The organism is Rheinheimera sp. (assembly GCF_036782235.1).
GTDB lineage: Bacteria > Pseudomonadota > Gammaproteobacteria > Enterobacterales > Alteromonadaceae > Pararheinheimera.
In genome coordinates this window covers 20955-45787 of the sequence record NZ_DAIPZL010000019.1, presented here as the reverse complement: position 1 = coordinate 45787, position 24833 = coordinate 20955, and the positions used below count along the sequence as shown (strand labels likewise).

Sequence of the window (24833 nt, the reverse complement as noted above, 5' to 3'; positions counted from 1 at the left end):
GAGCACGAGCACGAGCACGAGCACGAGCACGAGCACGAGCACGAGCACGAGCACGAGCACGGCTCACAGGCTGCGCATCAGCCACATCGGCATTAGCATTTATCGGGTTTTGAGGCCGGGCGGGGGCTTATCGACGCTTTTGCGTTGAATCAATCAGATAAGACAACAGGAAGATAAAAGCGGCTGACTTTGCAGCCGCTTTGATTTAAAGCGGATCTTCGAGGCTAATTTCATCCAGTGTCAGCGAAAAACTGGCGGCAAAGGTCTGCAGGAAATATTGCACTTCAGGCTCAGGATAGCTTTGCAGCATTTTCTCAAGCCGTCTTTTTGCGATGGTAAATTCATGATTACCAGCCGAAATTTCTTCAATCGCTTTTAAATAAGCGCAAAGATGATCGGCTGCCTTGACCAGCCGTTTTTCTGCTTCGTTGTACTCTGCCGACAACAACAACGGCTGATAAACAGCTTGCAGTTCTGGCGGTAACATCGACAACAGTTTTTGCTCGGCAATAGCTTCAATCTTTTTATATTCCACTGCAATTTGCGGATTAAAGTATTTCACCGGTGTCGGTAAATCACCGGTGATTACTTCACTGGCATCATGAAATAATGCCAGTGTGGCCACCCGCTCAGGGTGAATGGATCCTTTAAAAAGTTGCTGACCAATCACCGCCAGCATATGGGCCACCATGGCCACCTGATGGCTATGCTCTGCCACGTTTTCGATATTGACGTTACGCATTAACGGCCAGCGGTTGATCAGTTTCATCCTAAACAGATGAGCAAAAAAGTGGCTCTGTTGGCTCATAGCTTTGTCCGTTATTGCTGGAGGTAACCTGGTAAAAACTGCGCCAGTTTACTAAGTGCCATTTCCAGCTGTTCTTTATGCGGCAAAAACACCACGCGGAAATGATCCGGCTCAGGCCAGTTAAAAGCACGGCCATGCACCAGCAGCACTTTATGCTGACGCAAAAAATCCAGCACAAAGAGCTCATCGTCTTTGATCGGGAATTTTTTCCGGTCAATTTTCGGGAATAAATACATGGCGCCTTTGGGCCGCACACAGCTTAAACCGTCAATATCGTTGATAAGTTTATGAGCGAGATCCATCTGGTCATACAAACGGCCACCCGGGATAATCAGCTCATTAATGCTCTGATAACCGCCCAGCGCAGTTTGTACTGCATGCTGGCAAGGAACATTGGCACAAAGCCGCATCGACGCCAGGATATTCAGGCCTTCAATATAATGCCGCGCCGCTTGTTTGGCGCCAGAGATAAATAACCAGCCCACCCGGAATCCGGCAATACGGTAGTTTTTTGATAAACCACCAAAAGTCAGCAGCACTAAATCATCGGCCAGTGACGCGGTGGCAATATGTTCGGCGCCGTCATACAAAATTTTGTCGTAAATTTCGTCGCTGAGTACCACAAGGTTGTGCTCACGGGCAATGGCCAGTAAATCCAGCAACATGGTTTTGTCGTAGACAGCGCCTGTCGGGTTATTGGGGTTGATCAGCACTAAGGCTTTGGTGCGGCTGTTAATTTTGCTGCGAATATCCGAAGTGTCCGGATACCAGTCGGCGGCTTCATCACAGCGGTAATGCACCGCCTTGCCACCGGCCAGATTCACGGCAGCAGTCCAGAGTGGATAATCCGGTGATGGAATAAGCACTTCATCGCCATTGTCTAACAGTGCCTGCAATGACATTAAAATCAGCTCAGACACCCCATTACCAATGTAAACATCGTCAGCGTCTGCGCCTAAAATGCCGCGGCTTTGATAATACTGTGCCACTGCCACCCGGGCCGGATAAATACCCTGTGAGTCGGTATAACCCTGAGCTGTTGGCAGGTTATGGATCACATGTTTAAGAATTTCGTCCGGCGCTTCAAAACCAAAAGGGGCGGGGTTACCAATATTGAGTTTTAAAATGCGATGGCCTTCTTCTTCCATCCTTTTTGCTTCGCGTGCCACAGGGCCACGAATGTCGTAACACACACCATCTAATTTTTTCGAGCGCTCAATTGGTTTCATACCGCTTACCTTACTGCCTCCGCATTTTACTGAATTCAGACATCCATCCGGACATCTTGATTATTAAAATTTCCTTACACCTTTTTACACAGCCACAAAGCTTTTGCAATCATACTGAGCCAAATTCATCAAAAAAAATCAATCATGCTGAAATTATCGGAAGTTCCGGCTGGAGCTGTTGTGATCTGTGAGATTTTTCATCTGTTTGAACATAGTGGTATTTATATCGGTGAAGGCCAGATCGTTGAGTTACAGGGCACAGGTTTGGTGCGTTCTGTGTCAATCACCCGGTTTTTTGACAACAGAAGTGGCAACCATTTACTGGCGGCCTGCAACAAGGCTGGTGAAGTGCTTATCAGTCCAGAATGTGCACAGCGGGCAGTCAGTCAGATTTTTACCTATCAGCGTTATGATTTATTAACCAACAATTGCCATCGTTTTACCCAGGCCTGTGTCAGTGGCCGCTCTTTACCTATCACCAGCTTTTTTGATTTAAATACCGAGCTGAGTCATTTTTGGCGTACTGAAGTGTCTTGGCTGCAGGTGGATATCCACAGATAAAAAACCACCTCAGGTTGAGGTGGCTGTGATCACTGCCAGATTCGGCGGCATAGTTAAAGCAAACTGGTTTTGCAGTTTAATGGATGGTATCGCGCACAACGGCATCACCTACACCAACATCAACGGAAATAATGTCTGAACCCGAACCGTCATAGGTTGCTTCGCCACCGATCAGATGACGGTCCACTTTCACCGAGGTGTTGGTTTTGACGCTGACTTCGCCAACACCGGCCGACAGGGCGATTTTGCGATAGTTGCTGACAGCTGCATTCGCTTTAAAGGAACCCACACCAATTGAGGCATTGATATCAGATGCCTGGGCTTTAATATCAATTTCACCGACGCCCAGTTGTAGATCCAAAGCCATGCCTTTGGGTATTTTTACCAGCCATTTTTGTTCGGTATCATCCATAGGCACAGATATTGTTAAACGGTCTGCCTTGACCGACGATTCAAGAGTAGCTGCTTCGACATCAGCTTCTTTAAACAGCCATTTTTCAGCAGGTTTTACATCAACTTCAACACTGATAGTTGCATCATTGCTTTGTTCAAATCTGAGTTCACCAACCCCGTTCTGAATTTGCAGTTGGGTTAATCCGGCTGAAGGGAATTGTGCAGAAAGTTGTTTGGCAGTGGCGGATGCAGAAACACTGCAAAGACCAGCGATGAGGGTTAGTACTATTACTTTTTTCATGTTATTTGCTCCTTGAGGGTAATTTGTTCTAGCTTGAGCATAAAATAGGCCATAATTAATACCCTTAAAAATCAGTAGTTTAAAAATTATCACTTAGAGCATTTTGGTCTTAACACCAAGTTTTGGTCGAAAAAGCCGATTATAGTGGTTAAAATGACCAACCCAGACAAAATAAAAGTCGGCAAACTTACATTCAGGGTTCGTCACACGAACAACTGAAGGGTATTTGTACAGAGGAAAGTTGGTTATGAAGTTATGGCTCAAAACAACGGCGCAAGCAGGTGTCGCTTTTGTTGTGCTGCTGGCAGCTGCCTATCCGTTCTTACGCTCAGATCCTGTGGCGGATGCTCAAGAACTTGCCAGTTGGCAGATGCCAAGCCGGATTTCGGCGTTAGACAGCGCTGATCAAAAAAAGTTACTGGCGCGTCTGACTTATCCGCAGCATATGCCGGCGTTAACCGCAGTGCCAGATTTTGCCGCTATTAAAGATACCGCCAAACGCAAAAAAGCGTTTTTTGAATATCTGGAACCTTTTATTGAGCGGGAAAACAGCCGTTTATTAAAGCTGCGCGCACAAATCGTTGAGCTGCAACAAAAGCGCAGCAACAAACAAGAGCTGACGCTGGAAGAGTATGCCTTTATCTACAGTCTGTTTGATGAATTTAAAGTGGATTATCCTGAAGCTGATGATGCTGGGATCAACGACTTATTAAGCCGTGTTGATGTGATCCCAAGCAGCCTGGTGCTCACACAGGCGGCAAAAGAATCTGGCTGGGGCTCCAGTCGTTTTGCCACCGACGGTTTTAACTTTTTTGGTCAGTGGTGTTTTAAAGCTGGCTGTGGTTTTGTGCCAGCCAAAAGGCCGGCCGGCAGATACCACGAAGTGGCCATGTTTAAAGACATTGCCGCCAGCGTGAATGCCTATTTTTATAACCTGAATACCTTTTATGTGTATGACGATTTACGTGCTATCCGCGCTGAAATCCGTAAACAAGAAGGTAAAGTTACAGGTCAGAAACTTGCGCAGGGCTTGATCCGTTATTCAGAGCGGGGTAAGTCTTATGTCACTGAAATCCGCGATATGATCGCCGCCAACCACAAATTTATGGAAGAAAGCTGATGCGGTTGTTGTCCGGTCTGCTGGCGTTGGTGCTGAGTGCACCAGTCCTGGCCAATACCCAGTTTAATTACGACGGTTTTTATGCCCGGCTGAAAAAAAGTGAAAAAGCCGAATACAGTGCTATTACGCTGGCTTTTATGTTGCAGCGTCAGGGCACACAACAGCCTTGTGAACTCACCGGCGCCAGGATCACCACCGACATCAGTGATGAGCCATTAACTGTTGCTGCCAATGGTGAGCTGATCCTGCCTTATTCAGAGCTGTTAAATAACCGCAAAGCGCTGATTGTGCTGCAGCAGCAGCCAAATGCAGCGCCTTGTGATCTGAATTTTCGTTTACGCAGCCGGATGCCACTGGATGCAACAATAAAACTTTCGCAGCTTAAACAAATGCATCAGCAATTTGATGCCCTGTTAAAAGAGCTGGCTGGTCTTGGCAAATACTTTTTACCCGAAATGACTGGACTCAGTCTGCAATTTCAAAAAGAAGCTGTGTTATTGTCGGCAAGTTCTGAACTTGCCGCCAAAGTGCAATGTAACTCAACTCAATGTACTTTGGATTTAACGGACACTGCACAACTGTCGGATGACTTGCAGCTGGAATTTAATCAGGCGCCACAGCTGGCACTGCCACTGCTTCCCAGGTGATGTTTAGCTCCAGTGCTGCATTTTCTCCTGCCGATTGGCAAGATGGCATCGACATAGTGCTGCTGACCCACAGCACCGAATATCAAAAAAGCACTAACACAGGTGTGTTGGTGCAACAAAGTTTGTTGTCAGGCCGGGTCAGGGTGCGAAGAGTGCCTTGGTCAAGAGTGGAGCCCGATGCGCTTTTAATAAAAAGCCTGCCAGAACAATGCAGTTTTTTGCTTTACCCTGAACCTGAAGCACTGATACTGGATGTAGAACACTGGCAGCTGCACTGGCAACAACAGGCAACACCAGAGTCAACAGAACAGCTGCAACAACAGCCTGTCGGTACACAAAGGCGGTGTATCCAGCTGATTTTACTGGATGCAACCTGGCAACTGGCGCGTAAAATGTATAATCAAAGCCCATATCTGCAACAAATCCCGTCAATCAGGCTGCAGTCGGCGCGGCCGTCACAATATTTACTCAGACGGAATCAAACATCAGATGGCTGGTGCACCGCAGAAACTGTGATATTGCTGCTGACGGCTTTTGGCCTTATTGCAGAGGCCACACTGCTACAACAATCCTTTGAGTGTTTTAACCAGCGCTCCTGAGCGTCCTTGTGGCAAAGCCCGCTTCGACAGCAGCGGATTAGCCGGCTGTTGTTTTGCCTATGCTATTTTTTGCAGGCAGACTGATGTTGAAGTAGAAGGAAGTTAAAAACTTTTCTGCTATCATGCGGTTCCATAAGTAATCGTATTTTCCACTATGGAATGGGACCACTCAGATGGATACTAAACATCCGCACACTTCGCTGTTAAACCGCCCGGAAGATGATAAAAAAGTCACCCGCGCCGTCATCCCTGTGGCAGGTCTTGGCACCCGCATGTTGCCTGCCACCAAAGCCATGCCAAAAGAAATGCTGACTATTGTCGACAAACCGCTGATCCAATATGTGGTACAGGAAGCTGTTGCCGCAGGGATCACCGAAATTGTGTTGGTGACCCATTCTTCAAAAAACAGCATCGAAAACCATTTTGATACCAGTTTTGAATTAGAAGCTGCGCTGGAAAAACGGGTGAAACGCCAGTTGCTGGATGAAGTGCGTAATATCACACCAAAAAACGTGACTGTGATTTCAGTGCGTCAACCGCAGGCGCTTGGCCTTGGCCACGCCATTTTGTGTGCGCGTCCAGTAGTGCGCAACCATCCTTTTGCCGTGTTGTTGCCGGATGTGATAGTTGATCAGTACCACAGCAATCTGAAAAAAGACAACCTGGCGGAAATGATCAAAAGATACCATGAAACCGGTCACAGCCAGATCATGGTGGAGCCTGTGCCTCAGCATCTGGTGAATCAGTATGGGGTGGTGGATTTAGCCGGTGCGCCGTTAAGTCAGGGCCAAAGTGTGCCGGTGGTGGACATGGTGGAAAAACCGGATCTGGATGAAGCGCCAAGCAATTTTGCCATTACCGGCCGTTATATTTTATCACCCACTATCTGGGACTTATTAGCCTTTACGCCGCCAGGTGCCGGTGATGAAATTCAGCTGACGGACGCGCTGCATCAGCTGCGGTTACTGGAAGTGATTGAGGCTTATCATATTAAAGGTAAATCGCATGATTGCGGCAATAAACTGGGTTATGCACTGGCCAATGCCGAATATGCGCTGCGCTCGGCTTTTGGTGCTGAGTTTAAACAAAAGTTAACCCAGCTGCTGGCGGACTAAACCGCCTGAGCCTGTGCCGTATCCGTTATATGGATGCGGCTTTTTACCTTCTGATGGTTCAAAAGGATTGAGCAGTACCAGCCAGAAGTGATGCTGCACTGAGTTGTGATTTCTGCACGGCTTTGTTTGCACACTGCTCAGATCTGACAATAACGGATGTTTATATGAAATTTTTAGTTACAGGCGCTGCTGGTTTTATCGGCAGTCAGGTTGCGCAGCAACTTTGTGCCCAGGGTCATCAGGTCGTTGGACTTGATAACCTGAATGACTATTATGATGTAGCACTTAAACAGGCCAGACTGGCACGTATTAAAGCCAGCTTATCAGCCGACCAACAGCAGACTTTTCGCTTTGTGCCACTGGATTTAAGTGACAGAGCTGCCATGACCGCACTTTTTGCCAGCGAAAAGTTTCAGCGGGTGATCCACCTCGGTGCTCAGGCTGGAGTGCGTTATTCGATTGATAATCCAATGGCTTATGTCGACTCCAACCTGATTGGCATGATGACCATTCTGGAAGGTTGCCGCCATCATCAGGTTGAGCATCTGGTGTATGCCAGCTCCAGCTCAGTGTATGGCAACCAGCAAAAAGTGCCTTTTAGTGAAACTGACGCTGTGGATACGCCCATTTCGTTATACGCCGCCACCAAAAAATCCAATGAGCTGATGGCGCATACCTATAGCCATTTGTATCAGCTGCCAACCACGGGGCTGCGTTTTTTTACTGTGTATGGCCCCTGGGGCAGACCCGATATGGCGCCATGGAAATTTACCAAAGCTATTCTGGCCGGTCAGCAGATTGATGTGTACAACCATGGCCAGCTGATGCGGGACTTCACTTATATCGATGATATTGTTGAAGGTATTCTGCGTGTGCAGGATAAATTGCCAGGCAGTGCAGGTTACCCGCAACAACAGCCAAACAACCCTTATTATGCACTTTATAACATTGGCAATAATCAGCCGGTTGCACTGGAAGATTTTATCAGTGCCATCGAAGCTGCTGCCGGCTTAAAGGCAAAGAAAAATTATCTGCCGATGCAGGCGGGTGATGTGTATCAGACCTATGCCGATGTGCAGCAACTTGAGCAACTGGTTGGTTTTAAACCTGCCACTGCTTTGGCTGTTGGTATGCAACATTTTGTCGATTGGTTTAAAACCTATCACAACAAAAGCTGAGTCACTCTTGCTGCAACAATAAAAATACCGGGCGTAAAACCTGGTGTTTAATCAGATAAAAGAGGTCGGGATGAATCGTTTATGCTGGATCATGTTGTTATTTTTGCTGGGTTGTAAAAGCACTCCGGAACAGTTTGTCTATAGCTCAGGTGCGCTGAAACAAAACAACGAGGTGTTTTTACAGCAGGTACAGGCACAGCAGTTTAATAAAACTGAGCTGACTGCGGTCGCTGAGCAGGCATTTAAAAATGGCCGTTGTGACAAAGCACTGCTCCTGGTCAAAGAGTTTCAGCTGCCGGTCAATATCAGATCGGATTATCAGACGTTGTTTCAGTGTCTGATGCAAAAACGTCAGTTTGATTTGGCAGAGCAGGCTCTTGCGCTCGGCGCTGAACCGGCTTTTGTGGCAGTGGCTGACGCTGAGCAGAATAACGCTTTGGTACAAGCCGCCGCTTATGGCCAGCTCAGTCTGGTGAAAGCCTTGATGCGCCAGGGGCAGGTGCCAGGCAAAACGGCTTTTTATGCCGGTATCACCGGTGATATTCACCGTGATCCCGAAGTAGCGCTACAACTGCTGCAGTTGTTTAAACCTTATGTCAGCCGCGCTGTGCTGCGTTATCGCAGTGGGGATGCGCCCGTGCTTTATCAGCTGCTGAGTAATCAGTTTTTGCCACAACAAGTCACGCCGTTGGTGCAAGAACTGTTGCAGCTTGGCGCCTTGCCGGATGATGGCCAGTTGCGTAACGCAGTGCATCCGATTGGTGCCACCTTTGCCTTTAAAGACACACCGTTATTGTTGGTGCCGGAATCGTCCGAGCTTGCTGCTATTTTACTCAAAGCAGGCGCTGATCCATCGGCCCGGGCCAAACGCCAAAGGGCAGAGCGATTAGCCGCGCTTCGCACCGGAATGACTATCCCACAGGGATTGATCACCGATATCAGGCCCACTGGTGTACAGCTGCAAAATAACAGTGGCAGCCATTGGCTAGACTGGCGGCATCTGGAAATTTAACGAGAGGCTGATGCCTGCTTGACAGAGCTCTTTAACTGGGGCTTATGCCTTAGCAAGTAAGCAAAAAGCCTTTGGCCATAAAATTGATTGTTCCGGGCCTGACTGTCGGCCAGCATGAAAAAGCGCCAGTTGACACTGCGCATAGTGCCAGACAGACTGAGCGCAACACTGCTTTTATCAAAAGGAAATTACCATGTTTATGCCTGTTATCATGGCTGGCGGATCAGGGACGCGTTTGTGGCCGCTGTCACGCGGCAACTATCCAAAACAATTTCTGGCGCTGACCGGCAGCCAAACCATGCTGCAACAAACTTTATTAAGGTTACAGGGTTTAGCTCACAGTGCACCTTTACTGATCTGTAACGAAGAACACCGTTTTATTGCCGCTGAGCAGCTGAGACAGCTTGCGCTCAGTCAAAGCACTATTTTGCTGGAGCCGGTTGGCCGTAATACCGCCCCTGCTATTGCACTGGCTGCGCTGAAGGCCACTCAAAATGGTGAAGACCCATTATTGTTGGTGCTGGCGGCTGACCATGTCATTAGCGACACAAATGCCTTTCAGCAGGCTGTTGCTCAGGCAGAACAATTTGCCAACAGCGGTAAACTGGTCACTTTTGGTATAGTGCCAGGCCATGCCGAAACGGGTTATGGCTACATTCGCCGTGGTCACGCCACTGCACAAGCGTATCTGGTGCAGTCTTTTGTCGAAAAACCCGACTTGCCAACCGCAGAGCAATATCTCGCCAGTGGTGAATATTACTGGAACAGTGGCATGTTTATGTTCCGCGCTTCAGTGTATTTACAGCAGCTGAAACAATTCCGTTCCGATATTTATCTGGCTTGCCAGGCAGCGCTCACTGAACAAACACCGGATCTGGATTTTATCCGTATCAATAAAGAGGCCTTTATGGCTTGTCCGGAGGATTCGATTGATTACGCTATTATGGAGCCGCTGACGGCAAGTCAGTCTGGCGACGTGGTGGTGGTGCCACTGGATGCTGGCTGGAATGATGTGGGTGGTTTTGCGGCATTGTGGCAGGTAGCAGACAAAGACCAGGCCGGCAACGTGCTGCAGGGGGATATTCTGACCGACCATACCCACAACTGTTTTATCCGCAGCGAAGAGCAGTTGGTTGCTACCGTTGGGGTCAGAGATCTTGTTGTGATCAGTACCAAAGATGCGGTGCTGGTGGCGCATAAAGACAAAGCGCAGGATGTCAAAGCTATTGTGAATCAGCTTAAAGCAGCTCAGAGGCCGGAAGCAACTTTCCACCGCGAGGTGTACCGCCCCTGGGGCAAATATGACTCCATTGATCATGGCAGCCGTTTCCAGGTGAAACGTATTACGGTAAAACCGGGCGCTAAGTTGTCGGTGCAAATGCACCATCATCGCGCTGAACACTGGATAGTGGTATCTGGCACGGCTAAGGTCACCATCGATGGCGTGGATAAGTTCCTGACTGAAAACCAGTCGGTATATATCCCTATCACTGCTGTGCATGCGCTGGAGAATCCGGGCAAGGTGCCACTGGAGCTGATTGAAGTGCAGTCAGGCTCTTACCTGGGGGAAGACGATATAGTGCGTTTTGAAGACCGTTATGGCAGGGCCTGAGATGTATCGCAAAATTGATTGTGTGAAAGCTTATGATATTCGCGGCAAATTAGACGAGCAACTCGATACTGATGTTGCTTATCGTATTGGCCGCGCTTTTGGGCAGTATCTGCAAGCCAAAACAGTGGTGCTGGGCGGTGATGTGCGTGCTACTTCCGAATCTCTTAAGTTAGCGCTGGCTGATGGTTTGATGGACGCCGGTGTGGATGTGATTGACCTTGGCATGACCGGCACCGAAGAAGTCTATTTTGCCACTTTTCACCTGGGTGTTTGTGGTGGTATTGAAGTGACCGCCAGTCACAACCCGCTGGATTACAACGGTATGAAACTGGTGCAACAAGGTGCCAGGCCCATCAGCTCTGACAGTGGTTTATTAGAAATCAAACAGCTGGCCGAGCAGGGTGACTTTGCTGTTGCCAGTCACAAAGGCAGTTATCGTCAGCAGTCTATCCTGGCCGATTTTGTGCAGCATTTGCTTGGCTACATCAAAGCAGAAAATTTTAAACCGCTGAAAATTGTGGTGAATTCAGGTAATGGTGCCGCCGGCCATGTGGTGGACGCGCTGGAGCAGGCTTTCAGCAAACTGAGTATTCCTATTGAGTTTGTGAAAGTACATCACAAACCTGATGCAACTTTCCCCAATGGCATTCCTAATCCTTTACTGCCGGATAACCGCGCTGATACGTCAGCTGCAGTGCTGGCGCATCAGGCCGACTTTGGCGTGGCCTGGGATGGTGATTTTGATCGCTGTTTTTTGTTTGATGAAACAGGTGCTTTTATTGAGGGTTATTATATTGTTGGTTTACTGGCAGAAGCCTTTTTGCAAAAGAACCCCGGTGCTCGCATTATTCACGACCCGCGCCTGAGCTGGAACACCATTGATTTAGTTGAGAACGCAGGTGGTATTGCCGTGCAGTCAAAAACCGGCCATGCCTTTATTAAAGAGCGGATGCGCAAAGAAGATGCGGTTTATGGTGGTGAGATGAGTGCCCACCATTATTTCCGTGATTTTGCCTATTGTGACAGCGGCATGATCCCATGGTTATTGGTGGCTGAGCTTTTATGCATGAAAAACAGCAGCTTATCAGCCATGGTGCAGCAGCGGATCACGGCTTTTCCATCCTCAGGCGAGATTAACTTCACTATTAGCGATCCTGCTGCCAAGCTGGCTGAAGTTCTGGCTTTGTATCAGCCGCAGGCGCTCATGGTCGACCACACCGATGGCATCAGTGTGGAATTTGCCAATTGGCGTTTTAATTTAAGAAGTTCCAATACCGAACCTCTGGTGCGTCTTAACGTTGAAAGCAGGGGCGATATAAGGCTGATGCAGGCTAAAACTGCTGAGTTATCTGCTTTGTTGCAGCAGGGCTAACCTGACGAGTCTGGCTGACAACTGCAGACCGGCTATTAATCAGGGAAAAGATGACTGACGAGTCTGGCTGACAACTGCAGACCGGCTATTAATCAGGGAAAAGATGACAATAAAAAATCCGGCAAAGCCGGATTTTTTATTTATACAGTCTGCGTACAAGGTCCGTTGACGGTTATGCCAGTTCAATACGCTGAATTTGCACAGCCTTTGTGGTTTCCGGTTCATCATCGGCGTCGGCTAAACCAACAGGTACCTTGGGCACTTCGACTTTATCAAAAGCGGTATCTCCTTCAGCAACCACCACCCCATGACGCACTGCGGTAAAATCAAACAGGTTTTTATCAATCATATGAGAAGGCACTATGTTTTGCATGGCCTGGAACATAGTTTCGATGCGTCCCGGGAAACGTTTATCCCAATCTTGCAGCATTTCTTTAACCACCTGACGTTGCAGGCCGTCCTGCGAGCCACAGAGGTTACATGGAATAATAGGGAAAGCTTTGGCAGTGGAGTATTTTTCAATGTCTTTTTCGCGGCAATACGCCAGCGGGCGAATGACAATATGCTCACCATTGTCACTTTGCAGTTTAGGCGGCATTGATTTCATTTTGCCACCATAAAACATGTTTAAAAACATAGTTTCAATCATGTCGTCGCGGTGATGGCCCAGTGCAATTTTGGTGGCGCCCAGCTCTTTGGCGGTACGGTATAAAATGCCACGGCGCAGTCTTGAGCATAAAGAGCAGGTGGTTTTGCCTTCCGGAATTTTGTCTTTGACGATGCTGTAGGTATCTTCAGTGACAATTTTAAAATCAACCCCAATGCTGCTTAAATAACCCGGCAGTACGTCGGCCGGAAAGCCTGGCTGTTTCTGATCTAAATTCACCGCCACTATGGAAAAGTCGACAGGTGCAGATTGTTGCAGGTTCAACAGTATATCCAGCAGGGTGTAGCTGTCTTTGCCACCGGACAAGCAGACCATCACTTTGTCACCCGCTTCAATCATGCCAAAGTCGGCGATCGCCTGGCCGACACCACGGCGCAAACGTTTATGCAGTTTATTCAGATTGTATTGGGCTTTGGCTTCTGCAGCATGTGACATAACAACACCAGATCACGAAAAAATGGCGCACATTATAGCGGATTGGCGCTTTTTGCCAATCCGCAATACAAAGAATCAAAGGGGGTCACTTTAAGGAGCCAGTACCTGAGCGTCCGGGCGCAGCGCCAGCACGTCACAATCGAGCCGGTCAATCACGTGCTCAGCAGTATTACCGATGATAGCGGCCGACAAACCAGTGCGGCCTATGGTGCCAATCACCAGCATTTCTGCGTCCAGGTTTTGTGCAACCCTTGGGATCACATCCTCCGGCATGCCTTCCAGTACATGGGTCTGGCTGGTTGGAATGGCAAATTTAGCCGCCAGATCAGCCACAGCCTGCTGATGGTGATGTTTCATATTGTCATTGTATTCAGCCGGGTTAAATTCCGGAATTTCAATGGCGACATGCACAGGTGTGCCCGGATAAGCGTTCACCAGATGCACTTCCCCCTGTAGCATGGCGGCAATAGCCTGAGCCTGCAGAATAATACGTTTATTCAGTTCAATATGATGTGGCTGCTCGCTACCGGCATTCACTGCCGCCAGAATTTTACCCTGACTTGGCCAGGCATGTTCTTTCACCAACAGCACGGGGCAGGGGCATTTGCGCAGTATATGCCAGTCCGTTGGGGTAAAAATCATCGATTTAAGCACATCGTGGTTGTGCGTGCCTTTGATCACTAAATCGTATTGATGCTGATTCACTGCACTGACAATGGCTTCAAAAGGCCTGTTATGCCAGACCACAGAAATAGCCACAGCCATGCCTTTAGCTCTAGCCGGTGCCACCAGTTCACTGATCCAGAGTTCACGGTCTGCAATGACCGCCTGACGCATAGACTCACGCTCCTCGCCAGAGAGCATGGTGGTCATTTCATAGGAAAAATCATAAATGGATAAAAACGCAGTGAGGCGACAAGCAGTGTGTTCGGCCAGTTCCAGGGCGCGGGCCAGCGCTTTTTGTTCCTGTTGGCTGGGGTCCAGCACCACCAGCACATCCTGATAAGTTGCCATGTCATTCTCCCGGTTGAATTTACACTTGTGGTTAAAGTGTAGCCAACATATCGGTTTTCTGGCAGGCGAACCTTAACCTGGATCAAAATCGCCGTTAACTGGCGATTTTGGCCATACCGGCAACTTTACTCAGGGCTTCAAAGTTGGTGATCACAATCAGTTTACCGTCCACATGAATCAGCTCATCTTTATGAAAACGGCCCAGCAGGCGGCTGATAGTTTCAACCGTTAAACCCAGATAATTACCAATCTCACCGCGGGTCATGGTTAAGCGGAACTCTTTTTTGGAAAAACCACGATTGCCAAAACGCTGCGCCAGATTGGTTAAAAAGGCGGCCAGTTTTTCTTCTGCGGTTTTGCGGTTTAATAACAACATCATTTGTTGATCGCCGGAGATATCCTGACTCATCAGCCGCATCAGCTGCTGGCGCAGTTTTGGCAGCTGATCTAATAAAGATTCCAGCGTATGAAACGGAATTTCGCAGACCATGGCGGTTTCCAGTGCCTGGGCATAACTTGGATGCTGCTGGCTGCCAATAGCATCAAAACCTATCACATCACCGGGCAAATGAAAGCCGGTGATTTGCTCTTCACCTTGTTCGGTCAGGGTATAGGTTTTAAAAGATCCGGTGCGAACAGCATAAAGCGCCTGCAGCGGTTTACCAGCTTCAAACAGGTGATCACCTTTGTGTGATGGGCGTTTGCGCTGAATGATGTCGTCAAGTTTATCAAGTTCGGCCTCGTTCAGTGAAAAAGGCAAACATAACTGGCTAAAGCCACAATCCTGGCAATTAATAGACGAAGAGCTCATTACAAAGGTTTCCATTTTAATGCCATCTAATACCTGTCCAGCTTAAAAAACTAAGCGGCGAAGTGCAAGGTAAATTGTCTGCAAGCCATAGGCACCAAGCAGTATGGCGACCGCAAAACGCACCCCAATATGGTTTTTGAGTTGCTGCACCTTTGCAGCTGCTTGTCCGGCCAGCAGCAAAGCTGGCAAAGTGCCCAGACCAAAACCCAGCATCCACCAGGCTCCCATACCGGCAGAGCCGCTGGCAAGCGACCATGCCAGAGCTGAATACACCAGACCACAAGGCAAATAACCCCAACACAGGCCGTAGCCAAAAGCTTTGGTCGGGGTATCGAGCGGCAATAACCGTGCTGCGAGCGGTTGCACATAACGCCACAGTTTTGTGCCCAAACGTTCAAGGGCGGTGAGGCCAGTCCAAAGCCTGCTGACATAAAGTGCCATCAGCAATAACATCAAACCCGACAGCAGTTGCAGCACAGGTTTGCCGGTGCCAAGCAGCTGCATGCCTTGCATGCCTAACCAACCGGCGAAAGCACCAAAAATAACATAACTGCTGATGCGTCCCGCACTTAACGCCAGTTGCAGTTTGAGTTTTGCACTGTTGCTCTGGCCAGGCATCATCATTTGTAAGGCGCTGACAATACCGCCACACATCACCAGACAATGACCGCTGCCTAAAAAGCCAATCAGTAGCGCGGGCAACAGGGCTGACGCTAGTTCAAAGGGGGTGGTCATCGTCTTTCTTTGGGCTTGTTGCCTCAGGCTTTTGCTGTTTTTCGTCAAACAAAATACTAAAAGCTTCTTTGTCGAGATCGTCAAACTGTCTGGACTTGACCGCCCAGAAAAAGATGGCAAGCCCAAGAATGACAAACAACACGGCAATTGGAATTAATACGGAAATAATACTCATTGTTTTAATAACCTGAGTGAGTTGGAAACCACCAATAAGGAGCTGAACGACATACCAATGACAGCCACATAAGGTGACACAAAACCGCAGACTGCCAAAGGTATGATCACCAGATTATACCCAACAGCCCAGAGTAAATTTTGCCGCACTACTTTTTTTGCCAGTTTTGCCCCGGCAATCAGTTCAGACAATAACGACAAATCGTTATGCAGCAGCACCACATCAGCCTGGTTTTTTGATAAATCAGTGCCTGAATCCAGTGCAACAGAGACATGTGCCGCATGAAAGCTGGGGCTGTCGTTAATGCCGTCGCCTACCATCAATACTGTATCACCTGCGGCAACAGCGTTTTGAATATGCTCAACTTTTTGCTCAGGTGTGCAGGATTTCCACAGCTGTTGTACGCCAAGGCTGGTCGCAACTTCTTCTGCCTGCGCTGAGCTGTCACCGGTGATAATGCAGCTTTGAATATGAAGATTTTTTAAACTTTGCATCAGAGTTCTGGTTTCAGGGCGCAGTGCATCCGACAATTCGACTGAGGCAGCCAGCTCGTCATTGATGGTGCAATATACCTGAGCTTCTGTTTGTGCCTGCTGGCAAAATGCCGCGCTGCCCACTTTCACCCTGACTGGGGTAGCGCCTTGTTGTGGCTGCCAAAGCGCAGAGAGGCCGGCACCTACCTGCAACTCAACATCGCTCAGTTGTAGTTGCGAGTGCAGAAGTCCGCTAAAAGCACGGGCTATTGGATGTTCAGAATAAGCTTCGAGGTTGGCAATCAGGTTTGTCAGTTCTTGCGCACTATATGGACTTTGATGCAGCCTGAAGTGACGCACACTAAAGCGACCCTGTGTCAGGGTGCCGGTTTTATCAAAAAACACCCGGTTCAGTTTGGGCAACACTTCCAGCACCTGCTGGTTTTTAATGAGAATGCCTTTGCGGTTCAGTCGTGCCAAAGCGCAGGTAATGGCGGTTGGGGTTGCCAGACTCAGCGCGCAGGGGCAGGTAGCAACCAGCACAGATAAAGTCACCCAAAAAGCACGATCTGCGTCGATAAAAAAGTACCAGACGGCAAAGGTGAGGGTGGCTATCACTAATAAACGCTGCACAAAAAAACGGGCAATTTTGTCGGTTTTTTCCAGTAGTTGCGGCTTTTGATGCAGTGTTTGCTGTTGCAATAAAATGATCTGGCCAAGTCTGGATTCGGTCAGGGCTTTTTGCACCTGCACCACTAACACCCCATCATGATTCACACTTCCGGCCAGCACGGCATCACCAGGTTGTTTGGCAATAGCCCGGTATTCACCGGTCAGCATCGACTCGTCGGTACTGCTTTGGCCACTTTGGATAATGCCATCTGCCGGTATAGTTTCACCTGCTTTAACTAAAATCAGTGTCCCAGGTGTTAAGCGCCGTGCTGAAGTGGCAGTTGCTTGCTGGCCGTCCCATAACCAGGCGCTGACCGGCATCACTTTGAGCAGATTGCTGGTGGCATCACGCGCTTGTTTACGCGCCCGGAATTCAAAAAACTTACCCAGCTGCAGCAAAAACACAAACATACAGACGGATTCAAAATACACTTCACCACTGTGACTGACGGTGGCGTATACCGAAGCTAAAAAGGTGTAATACAGCGCCAGCACAATCGGCACGTCCATATTCAGCTCTTTTGCTTTGAGTGCACGCCAGGCACTTTGGCTAAAAGGTGCAGCGGCAAATACCATCACAGGTAAGGTCAGCAGCAGGCTTATCCAGCGCAGATAACCCTCGTATTGTTGTTCGATGCCAGTGTATTCGCCAAAATACAAACCAAAGGCCAACATCATCACCTGCATCGACATAATGCCGGAAACGGCCAGACGCTTCAGATATGCCCGCATTTCCTGCTGGTAATACTGCTCTTCGTTGTCGGCAATAAAAGGGCTGGCCTGATAACCCAGTTCAGCAATGCCTTTGAGTAAAGTGCTCAGGGGAGTTTGGTTGGGATCAAAACGCAGGGCACAACGTGATGTTGAAGAATTTACCGAAGCACTGGCAACAGCAGGGTATTGTTTCAGTTGTTTTTCTATCAGCCAGGCACATGCTGCACAGCTCATACCGCTGATGGAGAGCTCCACTTGTTGCCACTGACCATCTTTGGTGGTTAAGTCACCCAGTACATCGGCATTGTCATAACTTTGTAGTTGTTGCTGCAGTTTCTCCGGCAAAGGTGTTGCTTTATTGGCCGGCGCGGTGCGAAAACGGTAATAATCACCAAGTCCCTGCGAGACAATACTGTGGGCGACGGCCTCACAGCCCGGACAGCAAAACTGACGTTGCTGGCCATCAAAGTCCAGCACAAAGTTACTGCCCTCTGGCACAGGATCGTTACAGTGAAAACAGGGTTGCACCACAGCTTTTGTCATCTTAATAAGTTAGTTTGATTTCGCCGTTATGAGGTAACGTCAGTTCAGCACGCAGTTTCCATTGCTCGCTGTTATCGGCAACCACCAGCTTCCATTTGCCAGACAAAGTGGTTGGCAGTTGGGTGATATACAGGTTTTCGCCGCTACGCTCAGCCTTCACCACAAAATCGTTAGCAGCCACAGTGTTGTGCACAAATTGCAGTTCCAGGGTGTCACCCAGTACCGGGTTACTGGCAAAACGTACCACAGCTTTGTCGGCGGCAATCAGAATATTGGCCTGTAAATTGCGCAGTGCCGCTTCGCGGTACTTAGCCAGATTCATATTGATTGCTTTGCCTTCGGCATAATAGTCATCTACCACCAGATCTGGCGTTTGCTGATTCATAATGTAAATAGTGTGGGCGGCCTTGAACATGGTTAGTACGGGCAGGGCAATCAGTGCCCAGGGCCAGAATTGTTTATACCAGGGTTTGCTTAACATCTGTTTTCCTCTGCTGCATAACAATAAGCCCCGACAGCGGGGCTTATTGCAGCGGTTTAACGCACTTTTGGCAAATTCCGGTTATTTGGTGTCATCCGGACGTGATAACCGGTATACGTATGCGGTGATTACGTGGATTTTATCTTCACCCAGCGTGTCTTTAAAGGCTGGCATCACACCATTACGGCCTTTGAGCAGCGAAGTTTCGATAGAACCGGCTGAACCACCGTACAACCAGGTGTTGTCGGTCAGGTTAGGCGCGCCAAATGGCAGGTTATGCGCCAGACTACCTTTACCGTCTGCACCGTGACAAGCTGCACACATACCAAACTTGGCTTTACCTGCAGCTGCGTCTTTGTCGTTCACCTTACGGCCAGACAAACTCAGCACATAAGCGGTCATTTCTTTGATGCCCTGTTCACCCAAAGCTTCACCCCAGGCTGGCATGGCGGCTTTACGACCATACAGCAGGGTTTCTTTGATCTTGTCAACAGTACCGCCGTATAACCAGTCGTTGTCGGTCAGGTTCGGGAAGCCACGCTGACCACGGGCATCAGAGCCGTGACACTGGGCGCAGTTTTGCAGGAACAAACGTTGACCTACTTTTAATGCCTGAGTGTCGTACGCCAGTTCTTCAATTGGACGGCTGGTATATTTAGCAAACTCTTTGGCAAAAGTTTCGTCTGCTTTCATATATTCGCGGTCCAACTGTGAAGGAGTACCAGCAGCTTTTTGTGCTTCAATGGCAGCTTTTGATTCTGCTAAAGACTTTACACCCTGGTTAGAGCTGGTCCAGCCTAAAAAGCCTTTGAAGTTACCAAGGCCAGGGTAGGCGGCAAAATAAAATACCGACCAGACGATGGTGGCGTAGAACATAATGGTCCACCACTTTGGCAGTGGATTGTTAATTTCTTCAATACCATCAAACTCATGACCTGTGGTTTTGCCTTCTTCAACACCCACATGGTTTTTTAAGTTCCATGTTAATAACACAGTACATAACACGATACATGCGATCGTTAAGATTGTGATCCAAGCACTCCAAAAGCTACTCATGATCCGACTCCTGTTGTTGTTTTTGTTGTGACTTTTGTTCGTCAGCAAAGATTGCATTTGCTGCATCGTCGAAATCTGGTTTGCGTTTAATTAAAAAAACCCAAACCAGAAGTCCAACAAAGGCCACCAAAATAATCACGGTATAAAAGCTGTGAATGGTTGCGTAGTCCATAAGGATTACTTCAACGCTGTGCCCAGTGATTGCAGATAGGCAATCAGGGCTTCCATTTCTTTCTTGCCTTTTACAGCAGCTTCAGCACCGGCGATATCTTCGTCAGTGTAAGGCACGCCGAAAGAGCGGAAAGTCTCCAGCTTTTTCGCAGTCAGTTTGCCATCCAGCACGTTTTCATCGAGCCACGGATAAGCAGGCATATTTGACTGTGGTACAACAGAACGTGGATCCATTAAATGCGCGTAATGCCAGTCATCGCTGTAACGACCACCAACACGGGCCAAATCTGGACCAGTACGTTTCGAACCCCACAGGAACGGATGTTCCCAGATACTTTCGCCGGCAACAGAGTAGTGACCGTAACGTTCAACTTCATGGCGGAACGGACGGATCATCTGGCTGTGGCAGTTGGTACAACCTTCACGGATAAAAATATCCCGACCTTCCATTTGCAGTGCAGTATAGGGTTTTAAACCGTCAACTGGCTCGGTGGTTTCTTTGATAAACATCAAAGGGGTAATTTCAACCAGAGTACCAAAGCTGATGGCAACTACAGTTAAAATGGCCAGCCAGCCGGCGCTTTTTTCAACTTTTTCATGGTAATTCTTAGACACGATAAGCTCCTTACGCCGCTTCTGCTACTGGCTCTAATACGCCTTGTTTGGCACGGACTGTTTTAATCACGTTGTACGCCATCACCAGCATACCTGCGACTACAAACACACCACCGATAAAACGCATCAGATAGAACGGATAAGAGGCTTCCAGTGACTGTACAAAGCTGTACGTCAGGGTGCCGTCAGTGTTTACTGCACGCCACATCATGCCCTGCATAATACCGCTGATCCACATAGCAACGATGTACAGTACAACACCAGTGGTGTGTAACCAGAAGTGGGTGTTCACCAGTTTGGTGCTATACATGCGACCCTGACCAAATACGGCCGGAATTAAGTGATACAGAGCACCGATAGACACCATGGCAACCCAGCCTAAAGCGCCTGAGTGAACGTGGCCAACTGTCCAGTCTGTGTAGTGAGATAATGCGTTTACTGATTTGATCGCCATCATCGGGCCTTCGAAGGTCGACATGCCGTAGAAAGATAAAGACACGATCAAGAAACGTAAGATTGGGTCTGTTTTCAGTTTATGCCAGGCGCCAGATAAGGTCATGATACCGTTGATCATACCGCCCCAGCTTGGCACAAACAGAATGACTGACATCACCATACCCACAGACTGAGTCCAGTCAGGCAGGGCAGTGTAGTGTAAGTGGTGAGAACCAGCCCAGATGTACAGGGCGATTAAGGCCCAGAAGTGTACGACAGACAAACGGTAAGAATACACCGGACGGCCAGCTTGTTTTGGTACGAAGTAGTACATCATACCCAGGAAGCCCGCAGTTAACAGGAAACCTACTGCGTTGTGGCCATACCACCATTGCACCATGGCATCCACAGCACCGCCGTAGATAGAATAAGATTTTGTCAGAGATACCGGGATCACCATGCTGTTTACAATATGCAGCGCAGCAACAGTGATAATAAAACCGCCGTAGAACCAGTTGGCTACATAAATATGGCTGGTGGTTCTTTTGATCATAGTGCCAAAAAACACAATGGCATAACAAACCCAGACGATAGTAATTAATACGTCAATAGGCCATTCCAGCTCGGCGTATTCTTTGCTCTGGCTGATGCCCATTGGCAGAGTAATAGCCGCAGCAATAATGACCACCTGCCAGCCAATAAAGGTAAACATGGCCAGCTTTTCTGCATAAAGCCGAACCTGACAGGTACGTTGCACCACGTAATAAGAGGTCGCGAACAAGGCGCTGGTACCAAAAGCGAAAATTACCGCATTGGTATGAAGAGGACGAAGTCGGCTGTAAGTCAACCAGGCTGTATCAAAGTTCAGTGCTGGCCAATATAATTGCGCCGCTAATAAAACACCCACTGTCATGCCGACTATACCCCACAACACTGTTGTGAGGGCAAAGAGGCGGACAACCGTGTAGTTGTAGTCAACATTTAACGATTTGGTCTGGCTCATGTTGAGTTCCGCTGCAGTTTTTTGCTAGTTATTAAAAAACACCCATGGGGGTGACCCTTCTTATAATAGACCGATAGTTTAGCAAGGTTTTTCTGACACAACCTTGTTTTGCCTGCCAATCTTTGGGCGCGATAATACGAGTTTTACCCCCAAAAAGATAGGCGGACTCGCCGGTTTTATGATGTAGAACAATGTTGCTGTTCAGTTTTTGAGCGCAATGACGGAAATTTCACAGTCGCGTGCGCTAAGCCTTACAATGGGCGCGGAAAAATGAGGTAAACAAGTTGTGATGAAAAGTGTATTTGGTTGTGTTTTGTTGATGTTAGCTGCATGCAGCCCGCAAGAAGCTGCCAAAACGACAACTACACGTCAGGTGCAGTTAGAAACATTTACCCTGAGTTATCTGCCTGGTGATATGCCGGTTGAAACCCCTTTGTTGCTACAACTGGATAGCGGCAACAACCAGGTTTTGGCAGTGACAGGCACTATTCGTGGCAAAACGATGTATATGGGGGAAATACCACTGCGGTTTGAGCTAAAACAACAGCAGTGGCAAGCCGAACTGATGTTAGGCGCCTGCACTGAACCCAGGATGCAGTGGCAACTTGAACTTGAAGTGACATATCAAAACGGCGACAAAATCACGTTGCAGGACAGTTTTTATTCCCGTTGGCCGGATTGAGCAATCAATATCCGGCTGCTTTTTAACCACGGATAATTTGTGTTAACGACAAAGGCTGTGGTTCCAGAGCCAGCCTTGCACTTTCTATACATACAAACTCGGCTGCCGCGCCCGGATGCATATCCGCCATAGCTGCGGCTTTTATATGTCCAGGGTTCCATAACACACTGGCATCATGGCCTTGTTGTGCAATGGTCAGCAAGGCAGTGGCGCTATTTGTGGTCAACAGCGTCAGTGTATTGGCGGTATCAGGGTAAACCCGGTCAATTTCCCCCTGAAATTGCAGCTGAGCTTGGTTCAGGTGCAATGTGTTGTTACTCACCTTGTCAAAACACTGCTGTGGCAGTGGACTGACAATAGCGCCTTCGACTTGTGGTACTCGAAAATAACTATGCAGAGCCGCTTGTTGCATCATCACTGCGTCGCAGTGTAGTTGCAGCTTCAGTTCATCGGATAAGGTCAGCAGATAGTCTAACCGGACTGGTTGATTGTCTCTGCCGGCGTTTTTGCGCCACGGCAGCTCAGCAAGCTCAATGCTAAAACCGATGGAGACAGCTTCAGCTGAAATATGTTGTTGTGTCATTTGCCAAAACGCTGTGCGCACCAGACCGTGATTGGGCACCCCTGAGGCTTCTGCAGCAAATTCAGCAGCTGCTTTACCGAACCATGGCCAACATATAGGTACACCACCACGAATGGCACTGTTGTGTTGCCACTTTGCTGTTTCAGATAACCACAACAATTCACGCCCGGCGGCATTTTGATAAGAGAGTACATGAGCACCATAAGCAGAAACGACCACCCTGGCGCCATTGGCGTTGAGTTGATAACAAGGTAAACCGGCTAAAGGGCCAAAACCTGACAGTTGTTGAATGGAGTTATTGTGCATTGTAAAAACCAGGCAATCAAAGTGCTGAGATTATTAATGAAAAAGGCGACCGAAGTCGCCTTTTTGGCTAATTTATTTGCTGGTGCAAAAGTCTGTGGCCGCATACTGTAGTTGCTGCAGGCCAGACCCTGACCCAGTTAAGCTTTCATCAGCTCGACAGTATTATCAAGCATGCGGTTACTGAAACCCCATTCATTGTCATACCAGGCCATCACTTTGACCAACCGGCCATTGACCCGGGTTTCAGTGGCATCAAAAATTGATGACATTGGGTTGTGATTAAAATCAACCGACACCAGCGGTAAATCATTGACAGCCAGCACCTGATTCATCGGGAACTCGCCGGCTGCTTTGCGGATAATGTCGTTTACTTCCTCTACTGTGGTGTTACGACCTGCAATAAAGGTTAAATCAACCAAAGACACATTCAGTGTTGGCACCCGTACCGCCAAACCATCAAATTTACCTTTGAGTTCAGGTACGACTAATCCAACAGCAGCGGCTGCACCTGTTTTGGTGGGGATCATCGACATAGCGGCGGCGCGGGCACGGCGCACGTCAGTGTGGTACACATCGCTTAAACGTTGGTCATTGGTGTAGGCATGAATAGTGGTCATCAGGCCTGATTCAATGCCCAGTACATCATTTAATGGTTTGGCAATGGGTGACAAACAGTTGGTGGTGCAGCTGGCGTTGGAGATGATTGTCATATCAGATGTGATCACATTGTGATTGACACCATACACCACTGTGGCGTCTACATCTTTGGCCGGTGCTGAGATAATGACTTTTTTCGCGCCAGCTGTTAAATGCGCGCCTGCAGTTGTGCGGTCGGTAAAGAGGCCGGTACATTCCAGTACCACATCTACTTTTAAATCGGCCCAGGGCAGGTTGGCCGGGTTGCGCTCACTCAGGGTCAGGATTTCGTCCTGATTGACATAAATAGCTTTATCAGAATGTTCAACATTGGCCTGGAAAATACCGTGTGCTGTGTCGTATTTCAGTAAGTGGGCATTAATAGCAGCATCACCCAGATCATTAATAGCCACGACTTTGATGTCGTACGCCTTCTTACTTTCATATAAAGCACGTAAAACATTACGGCCGATACGGCCAAATCCATTAATTGCAACACGAATTGTCATGGCTCACCCCGAATGATTGTCAATTGTGTAGTAAAATTACATGTTTTTTGCCATTTTTCAAGCTTAAAAACGTTATGCAATCGTATTTATGTAATTTAATGACATAAAGCCGCATTTAGCCATCGAAAGTAATTTTTTACGTCGTATACTGCTCAGGCTAAGCCGGTCAG

Annotated in this window: 26 protein-coding genes; 10 read left to right on the top strand and 16 right to left on the bottom strand. The window is 48.3% G+C overall.

Translation table 11 applies throughout. The features are described from left to right. Positions 1-205: 205 nt before the first annotated feature. Both yfbR and V7P87_RS15485 read right to left on the bottom strand, forming a co-directional pair. The gene (gene yfbR / locus V7P87_RS15490) at positions 206-808 is read right to left on the bottom strand and encodes a 5'-deoxynucleotidase (protein WP_333798240.1); all 603 of its coding nucleotides are present in this window, start codon (positions 806-808) and stop codon (positions 206-208) included. Positions 809-819: 11 nt separating this feature from the next. Further along, positions 820-2037, bottom strand: coding sequence for a pyridoxal phosphate-dependent aminotransferase (locus V7P87_RS15485; protein WP_333798239.1), 1218 nt, complete (start codon positions 2035-2037; stop codon positions 820-822). Positions 2038-2217: 180 nt separating this feature from the next. Between V7P87_RS15485 and V7P87_RS15480 the strand changes: the two genes are divergently transcribed. After that, the gene (locus V7P87_RS15480; protein ID WP_333798238.1) at positions 2218-2598 is read left to right on the top strand and encodes a lecithin retinol acyltransferase family protein; all 381 of its coding nucleotides are present in this window, start codon (positions 2218-2220) and stop codon (positions 2596-2598) included. 76 nt (positions 2599-2674) lie between these two features. Here V7P87_RS15480 and V7P87_RS15475 read toward each other — a convergent pair whose 3' ends face one another. After that, positions 2675-3292: a hypothetical protein gene (locus V7P87_RS15475; RefSeq protein WP_333798237.1), complete on the bottom strand. Its 618-nt coding sequence runs from the start codon at positions 3290-3292 to the stop codon at positions 2675-2677. Between the two features lie 247 nt (positions 3293-3539). Between V7P87_RS15475 and V7P87_RS15470 the strand changes: the two genes are divergently transcribed. The 8 genes from V7P87_RS15470 (at position 3540) to V7P87_RS15435 (ending at position 11947) form a co-directional block, all read left to right on the top strand. Further along, positions 3540-4412, top strand: coding sequence for a glucosaminidase domain-containing protein (locus V7P87_RS15470; RefSeq protein WP_333798236.1), 873 nt, complete (start codon positions 3540-3542; stop codon positions 4410-4412). After that, complete coding sequence (locus V7P87_RS15465) at positions 4412-5059, top strand: DUF2987 domain-containing protein (RefSeq protein WP_333798235.1); 648 nt, start codon at positions 4412-4414, stop codon at positions 5057-5059. Before V7P87_RS15470 ends, V7P87_RS15465 begins: the two co-directional genes overlap by 1 nt. Further along, complete coding sequence (locus V7P87_RS15460) at positions 5059-5658, top strand: tRNA-uridine aminocarboxypropyltransferase (protein WP_333798234.1); 600 nt, start codon at positions 5059-5061, stop codon at positions 5656-5658. The genes V7P87_RS15465 and V7P87_RS15460 overlap by 1 nt, the downstream gene beginning before the upstream one ends. 173 nt (positions 5659-5831) lie before the next feature. Further along, positions 5832-6773, top strand: a complete 942-nt coding sequence (gene galU / locus V7P87_RS15455) for a UTP--glucose-1-phosphate uridylyltransferase GalU (RefSeq protein ID WP_333798233.1) — start codon at positions 5832-5834, stop codon at positions 6771-6773. A 164-nt stretch (positions 6774-6937) separates the two neighbouring features. Next, positions 6938-7951, top strand: a complete 1014-nt coding sequence (locus tag V7P87_RS15450; protein ID WP_333798232.1) for an NAD-dependent epimerase — start codon at positions 6938-6940, stop codon at positions 7949-7951. A 70-nt stretch (positions 7952-8021) separates the two neighbouring features. Then, a complete protein-coding gene (locus V7P87_RS15445; protein ID WP_333798231.1) occupies positions 8022-8963 on the top strand; it encodes a hypothetical protein in 942 nt (313 codons plus the stop codon). A 193-nt stretch (positions 8964-9156) separates the two neighbouring features. After that, the gene (locus V7P87_RS15440) at positions 9157-10575 is read left to right on the top strand and encodes a mannose-1-phosphate guanylyltransferase/mannose-6-phosphate isomerase (RefSeq protein WP_333798230.1); all 1419 of its coding nucleotides are present in this window, start codon (positions 9157-9159) and stop codon (positions 10573-10575) included. A gap of 1 nt (position 10576) precedes the next feature. Then, positions 10577-11947, top strand: a complete 1371-nt coding sequence (locus V7P87_RS15435; RefSeq protein ID WP_333798229.1) for a phosphomannomutase CpsG — start codon at positions 10577-10579, stop codon at positions 11945-11947. A gap of 172 nt (positions 11948-12119) precedes the next feature. Here V7P87_RS15435 and ttcA read toward each other — a convergent pair whose 3' ends face one another. The 11 genes from ttcA to ccoN all read right to left on the bottom strand — a co-directional run bounded on the left by ttcA (position 12120) and on the right by ccoN (position 21947). Then, positions 12120-13049, bottom strand: a complete 930-nt coding sequence (gene ttcA / locus V7P87_RS15430; protein ID WP_333798228.1) for a tRNA 2-thiocytidine(32) synthetase TtcA — start codon at positions 13047-13049, stop codon at positions 12120-12122. 90 nt (positions 13050-13139) lie between these two features. Further along, entirely contained in the window at positions 13140-14063 is a 924-nt protein-coding gene (uspE, locus tag V7P87_RS15425) for a universal stress protein UspE (protein WP_333798227.1), read from the bottom strand. 94 nt (positions 14064-14157) lie between these two features. Beyond that, positions 14158-14874 (bottom strand): fumarate/nitrate reduction transcriptional regulator Fnr, encoded by a 717-nt coding sequence (gene fnr, locus V7P87_RS15420; protein WP_260657793.1) that lies wholly within the window; start codon positions 14872-14874, stop codon positions 14158-14160. A 42-nt stretch (positions 14875-14916) separates the two neighbouring features. After that, positions 14917-15609, bottom strand: coding sequence for a sulfite exporter TauE/SafE family protein (locus V7P87_RS15415; RefSeq protein WP_333798226.1), 693 nt, complete (start codon positions 15607-15609; stop codon positions 14917-14919). Beyond that, positions 15593-15784: a cbb3-type cytochrome oxidase assembly protein CcoS gene (ccoS, locus tag V7P87_RS15410; protein ID WP_296294549.1), complete on the bottom strand. Its 192-nt coding sequence runs from the start codon at positions 15782-15784 to the stop codon at positions 15593-15595. The genes V7P87_RS15415 and ccoS overlap by 17 nt, the downstream gene beginning before the upstream one ends. Next, positions 15781-18186 carry a heavy metal translocating P-type ATPase gene (locus V7P87_RS15405; protein ID WP_333798225.1) on the bottom strand — a complete coding sequence of 802 codons (2406 nt, stop codon included), beginning with the start codon at positions 18184-18186 and terminating at the stop codon, positions 15781-15783. The genes ccoS and V7P87_RS15405 overlap by 4 nt, the downstream gene beginning before the upstream one ends. 1 nt (position 18187) lies before the next feature. Continuing rightward, entirely contained in the window at positions 18188-18667 is a 480-nt protein-coding gene (locus V7P87_RS15400; protein WP_333798224.1) for a FixH family protein, read from the bottom strand. A gap of 81 nt (positions 18668-18748) precedes the next feature. Further along, positions 18749-19723 carry a cytochrome-c oxidase, cbb3-type subunit III gene (gene ccoP / locus V7P87_RS15395; RefSeq protein WP_333798223.1) on the bottom strand — a complete coding sequence of 325 codons (975 nt, stop codon included), beginning with the start codon at positions 19721-19723 and terminating at the stop codon, positions 18749-18751. Next, a complete protein-coding gene (locus V7P87_RS15390) occupies positions 19716-19895 on the bottom strand; it encodes a cbb3-type cytochrome oxidase subunit 3 (protein ID WP_260657799.1) in 180 nt (59 codons plus the stop codon). Before V7P87_RS15390 ends, ccoP begins: the two co-directional genes overlap by 8 nt. A gap of 5 nt (positions 19896-19900) precedes the next feature. Beyond that, complete coding sequence (ccoO, locus tag V7P87_RS15385) at positions 19901-20509, bottom strand: cytochrome-c oxidase, cbb3-type subunit II (protein ID WP_260657800.1); 609 nt, start codon at positions 20507-20509, stop codon at positions 19901-19903. Positions 20510-20519: 10 nt separating this feature from the next. Further along, a complete protein-coding gene (gene ccoN, locus V7P87_RS15380) occupies positions 20520-21947 on the bottom strand; it encodes a cytochrome-c oxidase, cbb3-type subunit I (RefSeq protein WP_333798222.1) in 1428 nt (475 codons plus the stop codon). 289 nt (positions 21948-22236) lie between these two features. Between ccoN and V7P87_RS15375 the strand changes: the two genes are divergently transcribed. Next, positions 22237-22629: a hypothetical protein gene (locus V7P87_RS15375; protein WP_333798221.1), complete on the top strand. Its 393-nt coding sequence runs from the start codon at positions 22237-22239 to the stop codon at positions 22627-22629. A gap of 22 nt (positions 22630-22651) precedes the next feature. Here the strand turns inward: V7P87_RS15375 and V7P87_RS15370 are convergent, their stop codons facing one another. Together V7P87_RS15370 and gap are read right to left on the bottom strand one after the other, a co-directional pair. Continuing rightward, on the bottom strand, positions 22652-23518 hold the full coding sequence (locus V7P87_RS15370) for an aldose epimerase family protein (protein ID WP_333798220.1): 867 nt from the start codon (positions 23516-23518) through the stop codon (positions 22652-22654). 137 nt (positions 23519-23655) lie between these two features. Then, a complete protein-coding gene (gene gap, locus V7P87_RS15365; RefSeq protein WP_333798219.1) occupies positions 23656-24663 on the bottom strand; it encodes a type I glyceraldehyde-3-phosphate dehydrogenase in 1008 nt (335 codons plus the stop codon). Positions 24664-24833 lie beyond the last annotated feature (170 nt).

Excerpts from the sequence above, each read along its gene's own strand:
- yfbR (WP_333798240.1), bottom strand. The coding sequence starts at position 808 with ATGAGCCAACAGAGCCACTTTTTTGCTCATCTGTTTAGGATGAAACTG.
- V7P87_RS15485 (WP_333798239.1), bottom strand. The coding sequence starts at position 2,037 with ATGAAACCAATTGAGCGCTCGAAAAAATTAGATGGTGTGTGTTACGAC.
- V7P87_RS15475 (WP_333798237.1), bottom strand. The coding sequence starts at position 3,292 with ATGAAAAAAGTAATAGTACTAACCCTCATCGCTGGTCTTTGCAGTGTT.
- V7P87_RS15470 (WP_333798236.1), top strand. The coding sequence starts at position 3,540 with ATGAAGTTATGGCTCAAAACAACGGCGCAAGCAGGTGTCGCTTTTGTT.
- V7P87_RS15465 (WP_333798235.1), top strand. The coding sequence starts at position 4,412 with ATGCGGTTGTTGTCCGGTCTGCTGGCGTTGGTGCTGAGTGCACCAGTC.
- V7P87_RS15460 (WP_333798234.1), top strand. The coding sequence starts at position 5,059 with ATGTTTAGCTCCAGTGCTGCATTTTCTCCTGCCGATTGGCAAGATGGC.
- galU (WP_333798233.1), top strand. The coding sequence starts at position 5,832 with ATGGATACTAAACATCCGCACACTTCGCTGTTAAACCGCCCGGAAGAT.
- V7P87_RS15450 (WP_333798232.1), top strand. The coding sequence starts at position 6,938 with ATGAAATTTTTAGTTACAGGCGCTGCTGGTTTTATCGGCAGTCAGGTT.
- V7P87_RS15445 (WP_333798231.1), top strand. The coding sequence starts at position 8,022 with ATGAATCGTTTATGCTGGATCATGTTGTTATTTTTGCTGGGTTGTAAA.
- V7P87_RS15440 (WP_333798230.1), top strand. The coding sequence starts at position 9,157 with ATGTTTATGCCTGTTATCATGGCTGGCGGATCAGGGACGCGTTTGTGG.
- V7P87_RS15435 (WP_333798229.1), top strand. The coding sequence starts at position 10,577 with ATGTATCGCAAAATTGATTGTGTGAAAGCTTATGATATTCGCGGCAAA.
- ttcA (WP_333798228.1), bottom strand. The coding sequence starts at position 13,049 with ATGTCACATGCTGCAGAAGCCAAAGCCCAATACAATCTGAATAAACTG.
- uspE (WP_333798227.1), bottom strand. The coding sequence starts at position 14,063 with ATGGCAACTTATCAGGATGTGCTGGTGGTGCTGGACCCCAGCCAACAG.
- fnr (WP_260657793.1), bottom strand. The coding sequence starts at position 14,874 with ATGAGCTCTTCGTCTATTAATTGCCAGGATTGTGGCTTTAGCCAGTTA.
- V7P87_RS15415 (WP_333798226.1), bottom strand. The coding sequence starts at position 15,609 with ATGACCACCCCCTTTGAACTAGCGTCAGCCCTGTTGCCCGCGCTACTG.
- ccoS (WP_296294549.1), bottom strand. The coding sequence starts at position 15,784 with ATGAGTATTATTTCCGTATTAATTCCAATTGCCGTGTTGTTTGTCATT.
- V7P87_RS15405 (WP_333798225.1), bottom strand. The coding sequence starts at position 18,186 with ATGACAAAAGCTGTGGTGCAACCCTGTTTTCACTGTAACGATCCTGTG.
- V7P87_RS15400 (WP_333798224.1), bottom strand. The coding sequence starts at position 18,667 with ATGTTAAGCAAACCCTGGTATAAACAATTCTGGCCCTGGGCACTGATT.
- ccoP (WP_333798223.1), bottom strand. The coding sequence starts at position 19,723 with ATGAGTAGCTTTTGGAGTGCTTGGATCACAATCTTAACGATCGCATGT.
- V7P87_RS15390 (WP_260657799.1), bottom strand. The coding sequence starts at position 19,895 with ATGGACTACGCAACCATTCACAGCTTTTATACCGTGATTATTTTGGTG.
- ccoN (WP_333798222.1), bottom strand. The coding sequence starts at position 21,947 with ATGAGCCAGACCAAATCGTTAAATGTTGACTACAACTACACGGTTGTC.
- V7P87_RS15375 (WP_333798221.1), top strand. The coding sequence starts at position 22,237 with ATGAAAAGTGTATTTGGTTGTGTTTTGTTGATGTTAGCTGCATGCAGC.
- V7P87_RS15370 (WP_333798220.1), bottom strand. The coding sequence starts at position 23,518 with ATGCACAATAACTCCATTCAACAACTGTCAGGTTTTGGCCCTTTAGCC.
- gap (WP_333798219.1), bottom strand. The coding sequence starts at position 24,663 with ATGACAATTCGTGTTGCAATTAATGGATTTGGCCGTATCGGCCGTAAT.